Consider the following 18375-nt stretch of genomic DNA (forward strand, 5'->3'; position numbering starts at 1 on the left):
TACCCTATTTATTACCATTCCCTTAATAAGCAATAACATGAATGTAATTCTAAAAGAAGAGTGGTATACAATTGGTTGTTTATACCATTTCCTTTCCAAACACTTTTTTATTAATTATAGAGATGTGGTTACTACATTATCAACATGTTTTCATGTGGCTTAAAACAGCGATTACGCAAACAAAAAAACTGAGGTGGATACGTTGCACCTCAGTTTTTTTCGATACCTTATTTCATTGAAGATAATCCTTCAACAAATTCACCAATCTTTTCTTGAAAAACAAAATCAAAGTTATATTCCTGGCCTGTTAATTCTTCATTTACTAAAATGGTTGTTGCTCCTACTTCCCTCTTTGCGATTTCTGGGAATGAAGCGACAGGCTGTACTTTTAATGACGTTCCCATTACGAGAAGTACATCTGTTTCATATAAACGTTTTATCGCATTTTGATATTGCGGCAGTGTATCTCCGTATAAAACAACATCTGGATTTAAAATGAAATTACACTTCTCGCAGCGCGGTATTTCATGATCAATCATATACTGCAAATCATATCCCGTTTTACACTTTGGACAATGTGCTGTTTGAAGTGTTCCGTGTAAATCAATGACATGTTTACTACCACCTACTTGATGCAATCCATCAATATTTTGCGTTAAAATCGCTATATCTTTCCCTTGTTCTTCTAGCTCAGCTAAAAAGCGATGTCCACGATTTGCTTTATACTGGTGAAATGTATTAATTTGAAAGATTTCTTTATAATGCTTCCAAAATTCTTTCGGACTTCTATTATAATAGCCTCTCGACAAATACATCTCTACATTCGCATCAGCGTATAATCCATTTGATGATCGAAAATCTGGGATACCACTTTCTGTACTTGCACCAGCACCTGTTAACACTGTAATTTTCTCTGCTTTTTCTAATATCGAACGTACTTCCTCAAATTGCTGCACAAAAATCACCTCTATGTATTTTCCTATACTTATTATACCAGTTGTTTATAGAAGGTGTTGTACAATTCGGTTTACTTACTACGTTGCATTATCTAACCCAAACTTTTTTGGGCGTAATTAAAGTTTCCAAGATAACTACTGTTCAATTAAACTACAGTTATTTAATTTTAATTCCGCAAACTGGCATAAAACCTCTCGAAAATTCAAACTAGCTTTAAGAATAATTGTTTATCTTATATTCACAACTGATTATGTTATGAAAAATGTAGTCGCCCTTGCTAGGAAACACAAAGATACACTTGTTGGAAAGCACTCTCACAATCAATTCTGGATTGTTTAGAGGTAGATTCAATGAAAGGTGTGTCTAATGAGCAAATGACGATTTTTCACTTCATTTAGAAAGCAGCCAAAAGGCTGCTTTTCTTCATCGATGGGCTTAGGTAGTTATGAACTACTGGGGAAAACCTTTTAAATTTTAGCCTATTAAGTTATACTTATATAATATCAAAAATTAATAAGGGGAAATATTAACATTATGAAAGAAAAAAACGAACTTGTTCAAAGTATTCCTCAAACAGGATTTTTTGGGCATCCAAAAGGATTATTCACTTTATTCTTCACTGAGTTTTGGGAAAGGTTTTCTTATTACGGAATGAGAGCTATTTTGCTGTATTATATGTACTATTCGGTCGCAAAAGGTGGACTAGGAATTGATCAATCTACCGCAACCTCGATAATGGCAATTTACGGCTCCTTACTGTTCATGTCTAGTATTATCGGTGGATGGATATCGGATCGTTTATTTGGTCCAAGTAAAACCGTATTCTTTGGTGGCGTTTTAATTATGATTGGCCATCTTATTTTAGCTTTACCGGGTAGTAAAAGTGCGTTATTTATCTCTATGGTCTTCTTAATTCTAGGAACAGGGTTGTTAAAGCCTAACATATCGAACATCGTAGGAAGTTTATACAGTAAAACAGATGCGCGTCGTGACTCAGGGTTCAGTATATTCTACATGGGTATTAACTTAGGTGCCTTACTTGCACCTTTAGTTGTCGGAACATTAGGTCAGCAATATAATTTCCACCTTGGTTTTGGAGTTGCGGCAATTGGTATAGCAATTGGGTTAGGGGTATTTGTTGGAACAAAACAGAAAAATCTTGGTCTAATCGGTACACAAGTACCTAATCCATTATCAGATTCGGAAAGAAAAAAGACTATTAAGTATTTCAGTGTTGGTCTGGTTGTATTAGCATTGCTAGGTGTGGTTACAATTCCAACTGGGTTGTTAACTATAAATCGTTTTACATTCCTGATTAGTATCTTAGGGATTGTTATTCCTGCCTATTATTTCATTTATATGTATCGTAGTCCTAAAACAACAAAAGTAGAGCAATCTCGTCTTCTTGCGTATATACCACTCTTTATTGCGGCTACAATATTTTGGTCTATACAAGAACAAGGTGCTATTATCTTAGCGACATACGCGGATCAACGAACTCAATTACAGTTTAATGGAATTACATTGAATTCCGCTTGGTTCCAATCATTAAGTCCAATCTTTATCGTAACGCTTGCCCCGATTTTTGCATGGATTTGGATAAAGTTAGGCAAGAAGCAGCCTTCAACGGCAAAAAAATTCGCTATTGGATTGCTATTTGCAGGTTTATCATTCTTAGTTATGATTATTCCGGCTTTAATCAACGGTACTCAATCTTTAGTGAATCCTATGTGGTTAGTCCTTAGCTTCTTTTTAATTGTAATTGGAGAAGTTTGTTTATCTCCTTCAGGGTTATCAATAACGACGAAGCTGGCTCCAGCTGCTTTCTCTTCGCAAACCATGAGCTTATGGTTCTTATCAACTGCGTCTGCGCAAGCAATAAATGCACAAGTTGTTAAACTGTATAATCCTGCAACAGAATCAATTTACTTTGGTGTTATTGGTGCTATCTCCATTTTAGTTAGCATCCTACTGTTTGCATTATCACCAAAAATCCAAAATTTCATGAAGGGACTTCAATAACGGTCTCTTATTGAAATAAACAAATACAAGTTTCTATGTGAAGAGTAGCCAAATTGGTTACTCTTTTTTTGTAAAAGTTAGATAAATGTTGCATTCTTACCGTACTTATATTTAAACTTATCAGTTTTGAAAAATCATAGTACACTTAACAATTCTGATGATTACCTCTTCCCCAGTTCTACTTTACTAATGGCAAAAATTCACTCTGTTTGTTTTACATAAAAATGGTGTGTTATTTTTTATCACACCATTTTAAAATCATTACTTTGTATGTCTTTGAGTTTATCAGAACTTAACTTTTTATCCATTCATATAGGCGAAAATTCTACATCATTAAGAAACTATTTAAAAAGTTGCCTTTTATTTGGAACAATTCCATATTTGTTAGTATACTCCCATTGCAACCTTTCCCTTTATATTCTATACCGCATCTTCAATTACAAAATACAAACACACAAAGAGGGCTGCATCAGCCCTCTTTAATTAACATACTTTTTACTTAATGCGTCGCGCCCCCGCACGCTACAATATCTACTTCTACTTCCGTCGTTACCTCAATTGCCAATTCTATCCCTTTACTAATAGTAGAAAGTGACATACTCGGTTGACCTGGATAGTTACTAGCTTGTTCTGGTAAAAACGGAATATGAACAAATCCGCCTTTTATTTTTTGATCATGCTTCCGCAGTTCATGCATAAGACCATAGAATAAGTGATTACAAACGAATGTACCTGCCGTTTGTGAAACAGAAGCTGGTATACCTTCTTCGCGAAGTTTTTTTACGATTGCTTTCATTGGGAGCGTCGACCAATACGCAGCCTGTCCTTCTTCTACAACCGGGACATCTACCGGCTGATTTCCTTCATTATCAGCAATTCTTGCATCATCAACATTAATTGCTATTCGCTCTATCGTAATATCTGGTCTACCCCCAGCTTGTCCGATACATATAATCATTTCAGGCGTTAGTTCTTCTATATACTCTTTTAATACGCTTATTGATTTATGAAATACTGTTGGAACTTGTTTACTTATAATCTTGTATTCTCCAATTGTTTTTTCATGTAAACTTTTTGCGACTTCCCAAGCTGGGTTGATGCTTTCTCCGCCAAACGGATCAAATCCTGTTAGTAATACTGTTTTCATAGTTTCGCCCTCCTAGTTAGAAACGATATACCAAGCCGTACATGATAAACATATTGATAATGAAAATGGAAAGAGCAATTGGTACTTGCGCCTTAATAACAGCGTTCTTATCTTTCAGTTCTAAAAGCATTGCCGGAACAATATTAAAGTTTGCTGCCATTGGAGTAAGTAGCGTTCCGCAATATCCAGCAAACATACCGAGTGCTGCCATAATTGCCGGATTCCCGCCGTGCATTTGAACAATTAATGGCAAGCCAATTCCGCCAGTAATAACAGCAAACGCAGCGAAAGCATTTCCCATTACAACTGTGAAAAGCATCATTCCTAAACAGTACGCCATAACAGCAACGAATGGATACTCTGTTGGTAACACTTGTCCGACTAAATCAGAAACGACTTGGCCAACGCCAGATTTTGCGAAAATACCGCCAAGCGCTGCTAACATTTGTGGTAAAATAACAGCCCAGCCGACAGCCTGTAGTAATCTACTTCCTTCTTGAACAGGCGTTGTTATTTTCGCTTTTGTAATACGCATCGCCGCAACGAATGCGAGTAATGCACCTAATGCTAATGCAACTAACGTTACTTTATCTGGATCAACAAGAGAGACATTTCCCCATTTGATTTTCCCTAATGTCAGTGTACCGATAATTGTAAAAATAGGTATTAATAGTGCAGGCAGAAAAATTTTATTCTTTAATTTCTCAGCATGTTTCACACGCTCTTCTACAGCTACTTCTTTCTCCTCGGATTTTGTTACTTTATTCAATGAAGCTAACACGACCATAGCGAGTACGATACAGCCAACGTAAAACGAAGGTATTACATTTCCAAATAAAAATGTAACTGCGAACAATGCCCAAAACAAGCTAGAACCAAATCGGTTTGGATGTTCACGATCAAATGCAATACGCACAGCGATAAAGGCAACGATTATACCTAATATATAATAGATTGTATCCATAGTTATGATGTTCATATTATATTGCCTCCTTCTCTTCTTTTCCTTCTGCCTTCATTGTTTTCTCTATATATTTATCCAATCTTCTAAACCTAATCCAGCTCACAATTAATGCGGATATTGCAGTTGGAATACCCCAAAGTGCCATATCCCATACTCCGACATGCATACCTACTGAATCGAAGAAACCTTTCATTAATAAAATCGCACCAGTTGCGATAAAAATGTCTTCTCCGAAAAACCAAGCTGTATTTTCCGCAGCTGCTGCGTTTGCTTTAATCTTTTCTCTTAACTTTTCAGGAAGTTTACCATATTTACCTTGCGCAGCTCCTTCTGCCATCGGTGCAACAAGCGGTCTTACCGTTTGCGCGTGACCACCAATATTAAGACCTAGTGCTGCTGATGATTCTCTTATCGTAAAATATGACATTAATACTCTTCCAGTTGTAGCTCCTTTTGATTTCGTTATAAGTGCCTCTGCTCTTTCTTTTAACCCATAACGTTCTAAAATTCCGATTACCGGTAAAGTTAGTATAATTGGCATAGACATATATCTGTTTTCTATGAAGAACTTACCGAACATGCTGATCACATCATAAAAGCTTAAACCCGAAACCATACCAGTAACAATACCTGCAACCATAACGACTAACAATGTATTTAGTCTAAATAAAAATCCAACTGCAACGATTAGTATCCCGATTAATTTAATCATTTCTAGCACTTCCCCTCATTTTTTATTTCGGCGCACATATAGAAACATCGTTAAGTTCGAATGTTCTGTATATTTTTTTCGCAAATTGTACCGCTTTCTCTCCATCACCATGTAAACAAATTGTTTGTGCCTGAACTGCTACTTTCCCTCCGTTCACCGCTTCTACATATCCTTCTTTCACCATTTGAAGCACTTGCTTTATTGCTTCGTCTTCATTTTTTATAAGCGCATTTTCTTCTGTACGACTCGTTAATGTTCCATCCTGCTTATACGTACGATCCGCAAAAGCTTCTTGCACAAGAGTTACGTTATATTTTTCCGCAGCCCGTATAAACGCCTCGCTATTTGCTAACCCGTAAAGTGATAGATTTGGATTTATATGTGAAATTGCCTTTGCAATTGCATCTGCAATTTCTGCATTCGTTGCCGCCATATTATATAACGCGCCGTGCGGTTTTACGTGTTGCATTTTCCCGCCAGCCACTTTCACAAACCCGTCTAATGCGCCGATTTGATATAAAACATAATCGTATACTTCACTTGCTGAAACGTTCATATTTCTTCTCCCAAATCCAATTAAATCAGGAAATCCAGGATGTGCGCCTATTGCTACGTTATGGTCCAAGGCCTTTTCAACAGTTTGCCTCATAACGGTCGGGTCACCAGCGTGAAAACCACAAGCAACGTTTATAGAGGAAACGAATGGAAGGATTTCATCGTCATTCCCCATCTTATAGGCTCCAAAACTTTCTCCTAAATCACAATTTAAATCGATTGTCTTCATGATGTTTTCCTCCTAATTTCAGCTTCGTAAAGCAATGAATTTCTTTAATAGACTCATATCTTTTTCCTGCTCTATGTATAATTGCTCCGCTTCTTCTATAGTAACTTTTTCAAAAGTTACATAGTCCCCTGGTTTCAACTGGGCAAGAAGAGGTAAATCTACTGAAATGACATTTCCTATTCTCGGATAGCCACCTGTCGTTTGTCTATCTGCCATTAATATAATAGGCTGTCCGCCATTTGGAACTTGAATGGTTCCGAATGTAACAGGACTCGATAAAATCTCTTTTTCAACGGCTCTATTTAAAACTTCTCCGTCAAGCCGATATCCCATGCGATCAGCATAATTGGACACTTTATACTCTTTCGTAAAAAATGTTTCTATACTCTTTTCTGTAAACTGATCATATTCAAAATCTGTTATAACGCGAAGAATAGGATGCTTCTTATATTTTGGTAAAGCGTCGTTACAAATAGCCCATTTCATTTTGACTCTCTCTTCATCGTGTAAATGTTGAATGAAACGACTCGCAATGTCCGCCCCTGTACCAATTTGAAAATAATCTCCTTTTTTCAGCATTCTTCCTTCCATACCACCAATCGCTGCACGTATGTAAGTACTTTTACTTCCCATCGTACGATCAATATGAATACCGCCTGCAAAGGTTACATATGTCCTGCAACCACTTTTCACTTTTCCGAAACAAAGCATGCTACCTTCTTCTGCTAAAATGGGACGCCATAACGGGATACGTTCTCCATTCAATAGCGGTTCCATATCCGCTCCGCCAATCGCAAGCAAAGTCGTTTTCTTTATTAACAATTTCGGTCCCATGATCGTCATTTCTAATCCCGCTTCATTCTCTTCATTACCGACTAACATATTGATTAGTCTAAGTGCATTTTTATCCATAGCACCGCCAACAGGTACACCATATTGTTGGTAATGGAATCGTCCTAAATCTTGGACTGTTGTAAACATTCCTGCATGTAAAACCTCTACATCCATTCTTTAGCCCCCTCAAGCGATACGTACTCTTCCTTTGTTATCGGGATAAAACGTAAATACATACCATTTTGAATATAGGTAGGTGATTCTTCTTTCGGATTAAATAATGAGATTGGTGTTCGTCCGATAATATTCCATCCGCCCGGCGTTTCAAGCGGATAAATACCTGTTTGATTCCCGCCAATCCCTACTGAACCAGGTGCAATTTGTAACCGTGGTGTTTCTTTTCTAGGTGTTTCTAGTTCTTTCGGTAATCCGCCTAAATACGGGAACCCTGGTGTGAAACCTAACATATATACAAAATATGTTGTTTCACTATGTATGCGAATAACATCCTCTACTTGCAAACCTTGATAATGTGCAACCTCTTCTAAATCCGGCCCATATTCGCCTCCGTAGCAAACTGGTATAGAAATATGTTTCACATCTCGTTTCATCTCTTCTTTATAAGTATTATATAAACCATTTATGTACTGGCATACGTAATCATAGGGTCTTATATTTCTACCATTTACTTTCCATACTTCGTACAAATTGTAGTAAACTCCTAAGGAAGTAAAAGACGGAACGCATTCAATCATTCCTGCAAACGGTTGTTGTTGCAACGCTTGAAATAACCGCTGCACTTTTTCATATATATCCATCCTAATTTCTTCGCCAAATGTAACAATAATTGCTTGATCCCCTAACGCAGAAAATTTCATCCTACTCCCTCTTTCTATGCCCAAAAGCCGAGTTCTTTCGAAATGCGATTTGCGGTTTCTTTCACTTTCGCAATAAAATATGAAATGTTACTTTCGCTATACTCAATTGCTAAACCCGAAATACTAATACCTGCTACAACTGTTCCATCATTTGCGAAAATTGGCGCTGCTATAGCTGCTGTATGATTTTCTAATTCAGAATAGCTAATTGTATACCCAGCTTGTTTTGCCATATGTAACACTTCTAATAAATGCTCCTTATTCACGATTGTTCCATCTGCAAACTGATTTAAATTTGTTTCCTCTATGTACTTTCTTTTCTCTTCCTCAGAAAAATACGATAGTAAAATTCTAGGACATGCACCTGCATATAGAGGAGCTCTTCTTCCAACCGCCGTATAAACACGTACCGGCTGAACTCCTTCCATCTTTTCAACGTAAATCGCATCATTACCATCTTGAATAATTAAATTAACTGCTTGCCCTAAACTATCTCTAAGCTCTTTCATATATGGAATCGCAATATTTCTTACTGATAATCTTTGCGAAACAAGTTGACCAAACCGTAAAAAAACGACTCCTAGACGATATCTCCCTTTCTCGCTTTTTTGTAAAAACTCCATTTCTTCTAACGAGCCAATTAAACGATAAACAGATGTTTTCGGCATATTTGTAAGCTGAACCATCTCTGTTAAACTTAGCTCTTCATGCTCATAAAACAACTCCAAAATATCCATTGTCTTAACTGCGGTTTTATTTATACTCATCCTATCTCCTTTTTGTTCCGAATTCCGGAACTTGAATTCCGTTTTTCGAAACAAGCGTATAATTTAAAATTATAAAATATTCTTTAAATTCTATCAATATATTTTTTCAAATAAAAAAGTATGGAAGAATAACTCTCCCATACTTTCTCTGCATGTTATAACGCTCTTACTTGTTTCAACGGCCAGAAAACAGCTTCCCCTTTTCCGACAATTTCATCTTCTGAAATAAACCCAAACATACGACCGTCTTTAGAAACTTCACGATTATCTCCTAAAACAAATACTTGGCCTTCTGGTACTTTCGTTTTCCCTGTAATTTGTTCTAACGTAAAGTCTGGGGTTAATACACGGCCCTCTGCTTTTTCTTTAAATTCTTTTAAATACGGCTCTTCCATCGCTTTTCCGTTTACATATAAAACATCATTTTTATACTCAACTGTATCACCTGGTAAACCAATTACTCGTTTTACTAAATCGTATCCTTCTTTTCCGTGGAAAACGATAATATCAAAGCGATCTAATCCACTTATATTATAACCAATCTTATTCACGAGAACTCGCTCATTATTTTCTAAAGTTGGCATCATCGACTCACCTTGTACTAATGAGGGTGTAAATAGTACCCCACGAACAATAAAAGCAATCGTAAGTGTAATACCTATCGTTTTAATCCATGAGATCAATTCTCTTTTCGTATTTTCCTTCATCGTTTCTCCTCTTTCTTAAATACTTACTTTATTATTTCAACTAATTCTTGTACTAACTTTAGATCAATTTCAGAAAAACATGATTTCCCTTCTCTTACAGCTGTACCAACATGCGCCTGCGTGATTCCAGTTTCATCTAGTAGTTTCTTTATATTCTCTTTCGTTACACCGCTTCCTGCAACAAGTTGAATTTGACCATCGCTTACCTTTTGCATATCTTTAAGCACTGGAATATTATCTACTATATTCCCTTGTCCACCTGAAGTTAAAACGTGGCTCACTTTATTAAATTTCTTTAAAATTCCCATCGCTTCCACTGGGTTTTCTATATCATCTATCGCACGGTGATACGTTACATTTATTCCATCTACAACAGATAATAAATCTGCTAGTTTCTCTTCATCCACTTCATTTTGTTCGTTCAATACGCCTAATACTACACCAGCAGCTCCAAGATTTTGAGCAACTACAATATCTTCTTTCATCATTTCAATTTCTTCTTCCGTATATGTGAACGACTTCGCATGCGGACGAATCATAACGTGAATTGGTATATGTACCGCCTCTACCGCTTTTTTTATAAAAGCATAGCTTGGCGTTAAGCCACCTTCTGTATAAGATGAAATTAATTCAATTCGATTTCCACCAGCGCTTTCAATTCGTTTCACGTCTTCTAAACATGTTGCAATAACCTCTAGCATGAGATGACCTCTTTTCGTGCTTTTTTCTCATTATACAGTAGGTGAAATAAGAAGCATAGCATTCCACTATAAAACTATAAAAAGAAGAATGAAAAGAAAGATTTTTTAATCTATAACGATTATCATTAATAGTGTGTTTTCCATATACAATACTACTATAAGGAGAACAAAATATGATTCTTACTACAAAACATTTTGATTCTACAGCTAGACCTACACTAAGTAGAGACAAACCTCAATTTCTGCCCCAATGCTATTGATAAAACCGATAGTATGTTGATTCAAATGTAAAGAGGGGACATCATTATCTTCTATATTTACAATAATATATAATTTACATTCTAGATTGTGTTTACTTTTTAGAGCAATTATTTCATTTTTTTAAGCTCTACTATAGAAATTAACTTATTTACTACCTCTTCTGCATTAAGAGATTCTTCATAGCCTGTTTCAATACTCCAGCTTGTTTCTTGCCGAATAAATAACGGGTTCCCTCTAATATAGTCACCTTTTTTATAAGTTATTGTTGGTTTCAAATTCAATTCTTTAGTAAGCTCTTCCGGATTAAATTTTTCTCCAAAAATAGCTAATTCTACATTTACAAATGTACTCAAATTATGTAACACATCCCTATTAATAATTTATGTGCGCTTGATCTTTAAAGCGCGTGAAAAAGGATTCTTCGATAGATTTTGTATTTCCTTTTTAGTGAATAATTTTTTGTCATTTTGAATGTTCTCCGATTCAAATTTTCTTCCTATTATACAAGAAATACCCTAACAAATAGACTTTTTTTAAAGTGTCTATTCGTTAGGGTATAGTTTACTTTGGACGTTTATTCATCACGACCGAAACGCCGCATCCGCCAGCAGAGACAGTGTTGCATCATCCATAGGCGGATTGTGTAATCCTGCTCTAACGTTTAAATAGTAACGATGAAGTGGATTTTTTTCTGATAAACTTTTCGCTCCTACGATGCGCATTGCTTTATCTACAATGGATATCGCTGCATTTGTTACTGCGTATTTCACTGCCGCTAGTTCTGCTTGCAATGACAGTTTATCTTCTGCTTCGTCGTATTGTTTGGCAATTTGATATAAAAAGACGCGAGCTTGCATAAGCTCAAGTTCTATTTCTCCAACTAATTTTCTAACATTCGGCAATAAACTAATAGAATGATTTAAACTATTTGGCTTGTATGATTCCGCAAACTGAACTGCATAATTTCTTGCTGATTGTGCGATTCCTAAATAACATGCCGGTATATGTAGCAACCAACCAATACTCTTTTGTTTCACTTTTCCGCCCTTTACATCCGTAAAAAAGCGATTCTCTATCTCTACATTTTGTAAAACAAGATCGTGGCTAGCAGTCCCTCGCATCGCAATGCTATCCCACGTTTCTTCAATTGATACACCTAGTGTATTCTTCGGAATGACAAACTCCCCGATTTCATCCCGACCTTCAATACTTGCTGAAATGATAAAATAATCAAGTACTGGTGCCATCGTCGTAAAAGTTTTTCTTCCATTTATAATCCACTTATCACCGTTTTGAACCGCTACTGTTTCCGGTTTTCCGCCTCGCGTTGGACTCCCTGTTTTCGGCTCTGTTGCGGCCCTATTAAAAAGCGCCCCATTTCGTACTTCCTCACAAAACCATTGAAGCATCTCTTCATTCCAAGAACGATTTTCTGCTAATTCTTTTACAATACCAATATGCCATCCAATTGATAGCGCAGTAGCTCCACAGCCTTCTGCGATTTTCTCTTGATACAATACAAAATCGTATAAGGAAATCGCCTTACCTCCACATTCTTTCGGTAGTGTTAATTTCGTATATCCGATTTCTTTTAAGTTTCGTATATTTTCATATGGAAAAGAACCTAATTCACTTAACTCCGGTTCTCTTTCCATAAACTTTGGAATTAAAGCATTTAATTGCTTAATAATATAAGACTGTTCTTCTGTTTCCACAAATGAGAGTGCCATATTATAATCTCCTTTATGTCCGATTCATAAACCGTTCATTTTGTCATTATGATTATATGAAGCTACCTCTCTATTGTTTCACTATTCCGATAAAAATACAATGCTTTTGACCAATAAGAAAAGTTCCTCTTTAAGGATAGGTCCTTTTCTTATATTAATCTCCCTTCAATGCCTTTAATGGCAATGAGGTGACATAGCCAAGATACGAGAATAATTCTTTAAAAAAGAATGGGATTTCTGTGTCTAACGTTTTATAAGCTGACGTTGGCGTTGGTGATGCATACGCTTCAATTTGAATATGTTTTGCAATTCTCATCGCACGTTTCATATGAAGTGGATCACTCACAATCGTATATGTTTGGATTCCATTATCCATTCCAACCTGCTTTGCATTCTTTAAATTCTCTTCAGTGAAAAGAGATTCTGTTTCAATTAAAATATCCTCTTCTTTCACACCATTTTTCAGTGCATACAATCTAGCAGTTCGCGCTTCCTCAAGTTCCGTCTCAAACTTTGTACCACCTGTGAAAATAATCTTTTTAATATTTCCGTTTTTATATAAAGAAATCGCATGATTAATTCTTTCTTTAAATACAGGAGATGGCTTTCCGTTCCATGAAGCTGCTCCTAGTACGATACCAGCATCCGTCTTCACATCATCATCCGTTTTAAAGCGATAACTCCAAATATCATAAGCTGCATAGCTTACATATAAAATAATCGAACAAATCATCAGCAAGAATACTTGGAAGATTCGTCTTCTTTTACTCTTCTTATTTTCTTTCATTTGTAATTGCCTCCGTACATCATCCATACTTCTATAAAAAACGTATCTATCAAATCAGTTTGTTTGAATTTATTTAAAAGAAGGAATTTTTCTTTTTTAATTTGTATAAAAGGGTTTTCATTTAAAATTGAGGATTATCAATTCATTTTTCGTTTGCGGTTTTCATTACGTTTATGTAATTCATAAGTTTATTACCATACAACTTCATTGTAACGAATTTTTTCTCATAATGGAATGATGAAACAAAAGTAAATAAAAGACGTAATCGTTTTGTAAGAAAAAAGGCATATTTTTCATCTATCACGAGCCATATACCTTTCAAAGCACGAATTATAACTTTTCTTTATACAACTCTAGTTTTTCTAATAAACACGCTTTCATAACTGGCCATTCACTTGCGATAATACTATACACAACTGCATCTCTCACATGTCCGCTTGGCAATCTTCTTTCATTTCTCAGTACGCCCTCTTTTACTGCACCTAATCTTTCGATTGCTCGTTGTGCTTTTTCATTTCTTACATCTGTCTTAATTTGCACCCGCAGCATATGTAGTTTTTCAAAAGCATACTGCAGAAGCATATATTTACACTCTGTATTTATACTCGTACGTTGCACACTTGGATGATACCATGTCTGCCCTAACTCAACTGTCTTATCTTCTACTGAAATATTATATAAACGTGTACTTCCTACAATCTTATTCGTCTGTTGATCGACTACACCGAAAGGGATTTGAGTACCCCTTCCATAGCCCTTTATCGCTTTTTGAACATATTGCTGCATATCTTGAACAGTATCCATTTTAGAGATTAAATACGCCCAAATATCTCGATTTCCTTCTACAATCGAAAACAAAGTTTCGACATCATTGTTATCTATTAACCGTAACTTTGCTCTTTCGTGAATAATTTCCATTTTTAGCCCCCCTTGTTGTTACTATAACACATCAATTTTAATTGCATTATCATTATATAGAAACTTTAAAATAAAATTACATTACTGAAATATGTCTATTGGAAAAATAAAAAATGCGATGCTTTTATTCAAGCATCGCACTCATAATTTGAATTGAAATTTACTTCTTTTCCATTACTGCAAAATAGTTCTTTTCGCTATCTGCAAAATTAAATATTCTACCTGTAGGCATAGTTACAATTTCCCCAACCGTAACGTTTTTGTTTACTAAATCGCTATATAGACGATCGAAGTCTTTTGAGAAGAACATTAAAGAAGGTGTACCAAGATTTAACTCAGGCTGCATTTTAGCAATTAACTCTTTATTATGGAGAATAATACTTGTTTCAGCTTCTTTCGTTGGAGCAATTTCAATCCATCGCATTCCTTGACCGTTATCTTCTTCTGAAATGACAACAAACCCTACTTTTTCTGTCCAAAATTCCTTCACTTCATCTTGGTTATTCACATACAACATAATTTGACCAACATTATTAATCATTTATTTTAACTCTCCCTTACAATTTGTATTAAATTCCATTATCACTGAAAATAAAATTACGATTTAATCATTTATTTCAGCGACTCCAATCGCTCGTTCAAACGATCCCAAGTTTCAGTAATGCCCTGCAGCATACCCATGTCCATAACACTCTTAAGTGCCTCTTTGTTAACATATTCAGCACGGTTTATTAACTTGGTCTTTCCACCTAAATCGATAAATTCCAATGTCATCTCAGTTGACGGCATAGAATCATTCACATTGCCTTCAGCATCTGAAAAGTAATCAGTGTAGACGATTTTCTCTGGCTCAATAATCTCTTTATAGACTCCTTTGCCCCATGATTCCATACCAAAGAATTGCCCAAGGTTCTGATCGACACACTTCATGCAGTAGTGCCAAACGCCTCCTGGACGGAAATCGACAGTACATGATGGCATTTCCCAACCCTTTGGTCCCCACCAATGCTTCAAATGCTCTGGCTCTTTAAACATACTGAATACAAGATCACGCGGCGCATCGAAAACGCGCTCTAGTACTAATACTCGGTCGTTCTCTACTCTCGATACCATTGTATTGTTTGACATTTTCATTCCTCCTTAAGGCTTTTCCTTGTTTTGCAATTCCTTCAAATACTCATCTAAGTTATCGAATCTCTCTTCCATGACACGCTTAAATGACTGTACCCAACAATCCAGCGCTTGGAAAGGCTCAGGTCGGAGCTTGTAAATCCGACGATTAGCTTCAGCCTGCACTTCCACAATCCCTGTATCGCTTAACACTTTTAGGTGTTTCGAAGTTTGTGGTTGCCTTAATCCTAGATGGTCGGCAATTTCCCCAACAGTTAGAGGACCGTCACGTAAGAGTTCAACGATATTCATACGATTCTGTTCAGATAAAGCATTCAGCGTCGCTATGTTCACACCCGGAATTTCCCCCGACATATCACTCACCTCGTTAAGTGATGGTTTCCGGTTATAACACATCAATATCATCACTAATATTATCTTCCTGTTGAATCAATTATAACCAAACAGGAATATTCCCGTCAAGGAATATTCCAAACTAAATTCACACTATATGTGGCTTTCACTTTGGAATAAAGTGAAACTTTACTTCGTGTTTTGTTATTCCTCTCCACTGATTATTATTTCGCACTAACTACGATTTTTACGATAAATACCCACTTTCATAAATTATAAAATAAAATATATTCAGAATTTAAAAGATAGTTCAAAGCAACAAATAAGCAATCGGCGTAATAATAAGTAACGTTAAAATCGTTCTTATTACATATAAAATAATCAGTTCCAATACTTTTAACGGAATATCTGTCGATAAAATACAAGGGATTGAAGCGGAGAAAAACAAAATAGATGATACGGAAACAACTGCAATTACAAACTTTGTCACGAGCGGTGTGGTAGGGCCCCAATTATAAGGATTCTATAAGGAAAATGAAAAAACATCGGGACAAAGAAAAAGCGCTTTTCTCACGTGATTTTAATCTATTTCTCATATGTTTTTCGTTTTCTATTGCTAAAATATATACAGCTCATACACTTTTTGAATGTAACTTCTCTCGCAAAGGTTGAAGGTAAGATTCGTAAATTCACTCCTAATATAAAAACATTAACGAAAGAGAATCTGTATGCATTAGCAGTAGACAAAGTGAACTTTTCTTCACTTTCAACGAGGATTGATTTGACCTTTGATTATTCAAAAGTGGAAACTAATGATAGTTGGCCAGTGTTTGACTATACTGTGACTGATGATAAGGGAAAAATCTACGAAGGCGGCAGCTTGCAAGTTGGTAGCACGGGACTTTACGGACACCATTTTTTTGGAATCGTCAAGATTATGGCAACCACTGTGGGAGAAACAGTGCAGACTTCCTTGATGATAAACTTGGATTTGGACGGGTATCCTTATTTAAAGAGAGAAATAAAATTAAGTTGTGGGAAACCACTTTAAAGAAAGGAAATTATATATGCAAGAAAATCAAAATAAAATGAAAATTCCACTTAACAAAGTGCCACAAGTAACGATTTTCTTTTGGATCATCAAAGTTTTGTGTACAACTGTTGGTGAAACATTTGCTGATTTCATCAATTTCAACATTGGACTTGGTTTAACTCTTACTACCATTATTATGGGAGTTGTGTTTTTTATTGCATTGTTTTTTCAATTTAAAGCAAGCAAATATGTTCCAGCCATTTACTGGGTAACAGTTGTCCTTATAAGTGTATTTGGTACACTGGTAACGGATAATTTGACAGATAATATGGGCGTACCCCTTGAGGTTAGTACAGCTGTTTTCTCGATGCTACTAGGACTGACTTTCCTATTTTGGTATCTTAGTGAAAAAACACTATCGATCCACTCGATTTTCACTAGAAAAAGAGAAGTTTTCTACTGGGTTACAATCCTTTTCACCTTTGCACTTGGAACAGCGGTCGGCGATTTATTTTCCGAACAACTTGGTTTTGGTTATCTTAACACAGGAATAGGCGCTGTTATTATTATTGGTCTTGTGTTCTTAGCTTATAAATTTTTGAAACTTGACGGAGTATTAGCTTTCTGGATTGCGTATATTTTAACTCGTCCGCTTGGAGCGTCAATTGGAGATTACCTATCTCAACCAAAAGTAAATGGCGGATTAGGACTCGGGACAACCGTTACGAGTGTGATTTTTCTGATCGCTATTTTAGCGATCATCGTTTTCCTTGCCGTTTCAAAAATTGATACAAATGCTAAAAGTGATATAGCAGAAACAAACCAAAGTAATGCAAATAAGAAACATGTGCTAACACAAACGATTGTTGTACTCGTAATTTTCTTAGTTGTTGGTATAGGTGGTTATAACTGGCGCAGTAATAATATTGCATCAAAAGGTGCTGCAGAGCAAGCTACATTAGCAGGGCAATTAAACGATTTTGTTAAAATTGAAAATGATATGCTAAACGCTGTAAATAAAAACGATTTTGCAGCAGCAAAAAAAGGCGCTGATAATTTGGAACATCAGTGGGATACACAAGAACCTAAGCTTCGAAAAATTGATAGCACTACATGGACAAAAATTGATGGAACAATTGACTCTGTGCTAGCAGCGGTTCGGTCTTCAAAACCTGATGTTAATCAAAGCAAAACAGCACTTACTAATTCACTTAGTGTCTTAAAAGGTGCAAATAAATCAACATCAAAATCTGAAGCCTCGCAAACTACATTATCTGGACAGTTAAACGATTTTGCAAAAATCGAAAATGATATACTAAACGTAGTAAACAAAAATGACTTTGCTTCAGCAAAAAAAGGCGCAGATGAATTAGAACATCAATGGGATACACAAGAACCTAAGCTTCGAAAAATCGATGGCGCTACATGGACGAAAATTGATGGAACAATTGATGTTGTATTAGCAGCAGTTCGTTCATCGAATCCTGATGTAAACAAGTGTACAACAGCACTTAACAATTCACTTAGTACCATAAACGCAGCAAATAAATAAGAATCTTAGAAATCGCCAATCGCGGTTCCCTTTTAGGGGAAGTGACAGGGTTCGTGCTACAGACCGCAAAGTAAAAATTCGCACAAAAATTTCGTTCTAGGGGTATTCTTTATTTCTAGCTTGATGGGCATATGGTAGGACCCCATCGCTATCAAGC

At 36.0% G+C, this 18375-nt stretch carries 18 protein-coding genes and 3 pseudogenes; 3 read left to right on the top strand and 18 right to left on the bottom strand.

Annotation, left to right across the window (positions count from 1 at the left end):
- Nucleotides 1-227 precede the first annotated feature (227 nt).
- Nucleotides 228-956: an NAD-dependent protein deacylase gene (locus COI75_RS26260; protein WP_001183785.1), complete on the bottom strand. Its 729-nt coding sequence runs from the start codon at nucleotides 954-956 to the stop codon at nucleotides 228-230.
- Nucleotides 957-1491: 535 nt separating this feature from the next.
- Between COI75_RS26260 and COI75_RS26265 the strand changes: the two genes are divergently transcribed.
- Nucleotides 1492-2979, top strand: coding sequence for a peptide MFS transporter (locus COI75_RS26265; RefSeq protein WP_000660286.1), 1488 nt, complete (start codon nucleotides 1492-1494; stop codon nucleotides 2977-2979).
- A 499-nt stretch (nucleotides 2980-3478) separates the two neighbouring features.
- On the opposite strand, the gene pcp is transcribed toward COI75_RS26265, so the two are convergent.
- The 17 genes and pseudogenes from pcp to COI75_RS26350 form a co-directional block, all read right to left on the bottom strand.
- Nucleotides 3479-4126, bottom strand: a complete 648-nt coding sequence (gene pcp / locus COI75_RS26270) for a pyroglutamyl-peptidase I (RefSeq protein ID WP_000859740.1) — start codon at nucleotides 4124-4126, stop codon at nucleotides 3479-3481.
- 16 nt (nucleotides 4127-4142) lie between these two features.
- Nucleotides 4143-5105 carry a DUF979 domain-containing protein gene (locus COI75_RS26275; RefSeq protein ID WP_098380675.1) on the bottom strand — a complete coding sequence of 321 codons (963 nt, stop codon included), beginning with the start codon at nucleotides 5103-5105 and terminating at the stop codon, nucleotides 4143-4145.
- A 1-nt stretch (nucleotide 5106) separates the two neighbouring features.
- Nucleotides 5107-5802, bottom strand: coding sequence for a DUF969 domain-containing protein (locus tag COI75_RS26280; RefSeq protein WP_000593382.1), 696 nt, complete (start codon nucleotides 5800-5802; stop codon nucleotides 5107-5109).
- A 22-nt stretch (nucleotides 5803-5824) separates the two neighbouring features.
- Nucleotides 5825-6586 carry a 5-oxoprolinase subunit PxpA gene (gene pxpA, locus COI75_RS26285; protein WP_000848281.1) on the bottom strand — a complete coding sequence of 254 codons (762 nt, stop codon included), beginning with the start codon at nucleotides 6584-6586 and terminating at the stop codon, nucleotides 5825-5827.
- Nucleotides 6587-6604: 18 nt separating this feature from the next.
- A complete protein-coding gene (locus COI75_RS26290) occupies nucleotides 6605-7594 on the bottom strand; it encodes a biotin-dependent carboxyltransferase family protein (protein WP_000382204.1) in 990 nt (329 codons plus the stop codon).
- Entirely contained in the window at nucleotides 7585-8298 is a 714-nt protein-coding gene (pxpB, locus tag COI75_RS26295; RefSeq protein ID WP_000672286.1) for a 5-oxoprolinase subunit PxpB, read from the bottom strand. Before pxpB ends, COI75_RS26290 begins: the two co-directional genes overlap by 10 nt.
- 14 nt (nucleotides 8299-8312) lie before the next feature.
- Nucleotides 8313-9065 (bottom strand): IclR family transcriptional regulator, encoded by a 753-nt coding sequence (locus COI75_RS26300; protein ID WP_000026371.1) that lies wholly within the window; start codon nucleotides 9063-9065, stop codon nucleotides 8313-8315.
- A gap of 155 nt (nucleotides 9066-9220) precedes the next feature.
- On the bottom strand, nucleotides 9221-9772 hold the full coding sequence (gene lepB, locus COI75_RS26305; protein ID WP_000662509.1) for a signal peptidase I: 552 nt from the start codon (nucleotides 9770-9772) through the stop codon (nucleotides 9221-9223).
- A 23-nt stretch (nucleotides 9773-9795) separates the two neighbouring features.
- Nucleotides 9796-10473: a copper homeostasis protein CutC gene (locus COI75_RS26310; RefSeq protein WP_000895123.1), complete on the bottom strand. Its 678-nt coding sequence runs from the start codon at nucleotides 10471-10473 to the stop codon at nucleotides 9796-9798.
- A 213-nt stretch (nucleotides 10474-10686) separates the two neighbouring features.
- Nucleotides 10687-11099, bottom strand: a pseudogene (locus COI75_RS27570) (DUF4279 domain-containing protein).
- 216 nt (nucleotides 11100-11315) lie between these two features.
- Nucleotides 11316-12464, bottom strand: a complete 1149-nt coding sequence (locus COI75_RS26320; RefSeq protein ID WP_001218376.1) for an acyl-CoA dehydrogenase family protein — start codon at nucleotides 12462-12464, stop codon at nucleotides 11316-11318.
- 154 nt (nucleotides 12465-12618) lie between these two features.
- A complete protein-coding gene (locus COI75_RS26325) occupies nucleotides 12619-13251 on the bottom strand; it encodes a YdcF family protein (protein ID WP_000662235.1) in 633 nt (210 codons plus the stop codon).
- Between the two features lie 330 nt (nucleotides 13252-13581).
- On the bottom strand, nucleotides 13582-14169 hold the full coding sequence (locus COI75_RS26330) for a GNAT family N-acetyltransferase (protein WP_000402566.1): 588 nt from the start codon (nucleotides 14167-14169) through the stop codon (nucleotides 13582-13584).
- Nucleotides 14170-14329: 160 nt separating this feature from the next.
- Nucleotides 14330-14710, bottom strand: a complete 381-nt coding sequence (locus tag COI75_RS26335; RefSeq protein ID WP_000609552.1) for a VOC family protein — start codon at nucleotides 14708-14710, stop codon at nucleotides 14330-14332.
- A gap of 71 nt (nucleotides 14711-14781) precedes the next feature.
- A complete protein-coding gene (locus COI75_RS26340; protein WP_000069877.1) occupies nucleotides 14782-15297 on the bottom strand; it encodes an SRPBCC domain-containing protein in 516 nt (171 codons plus the stop codon).
- A 12-nt stretch (nucleotides 15298-15309) separates the two neighbouring features.
- Nucleotides 15310-15654, bottom strand: coding sequence for an ArsR/SmtB family transcription factor (locus COI75_RS26345; RefSeq protein WP_002095541.1), 345 nt, complete (start codon nucleotides 15652-15654; stop codon nucleotides 15310-15312).
- A 289-nt stretch (nucleotides 15655-15943) separates the two neighbouring features.
- Nucleotides 15944-16135, bottom strand: a pseudogene (locus COI75_RS26350) (YjiH family protein); the annotation flags it as partial.
- Between the two features lie 156 nt (nucleotides 16136-16291).
- Between COI75_RS26350 and COI75_RS27735 the strand changes: the two are divergent.
- Nucleotides 16292-16549: pseudogene (locus tag COI75_RS27735) on the top strand (DUF5643 domain-containing protein); the annotation flags it as partial.
- Nucleotides 16550-16700: 151 nt separating this feature from the next.
- Nucleotides 16701-18218, top strand: coding sequence for a COG4705 family protein (locus tag COI75_RS26360; RefSeq protein WP_001157391.1), 1518 nt, complete (start codon nucleotides 16701-16703; stop codon nucleotides 18216-18218).
- The last annotated feature ends 157 nt before the right edge of the window (nucleotides 18219-18375 follow it).

It is taken from the genome of Bacillus cereus (assembly GCF_002564555.1).
GTDB classification, from domain to species: Bacteria; Bacillota; Bacilli; order Bacillales; family Bacillaceae_G; genus Bacillus_A; species Bacillus_A cereus_K.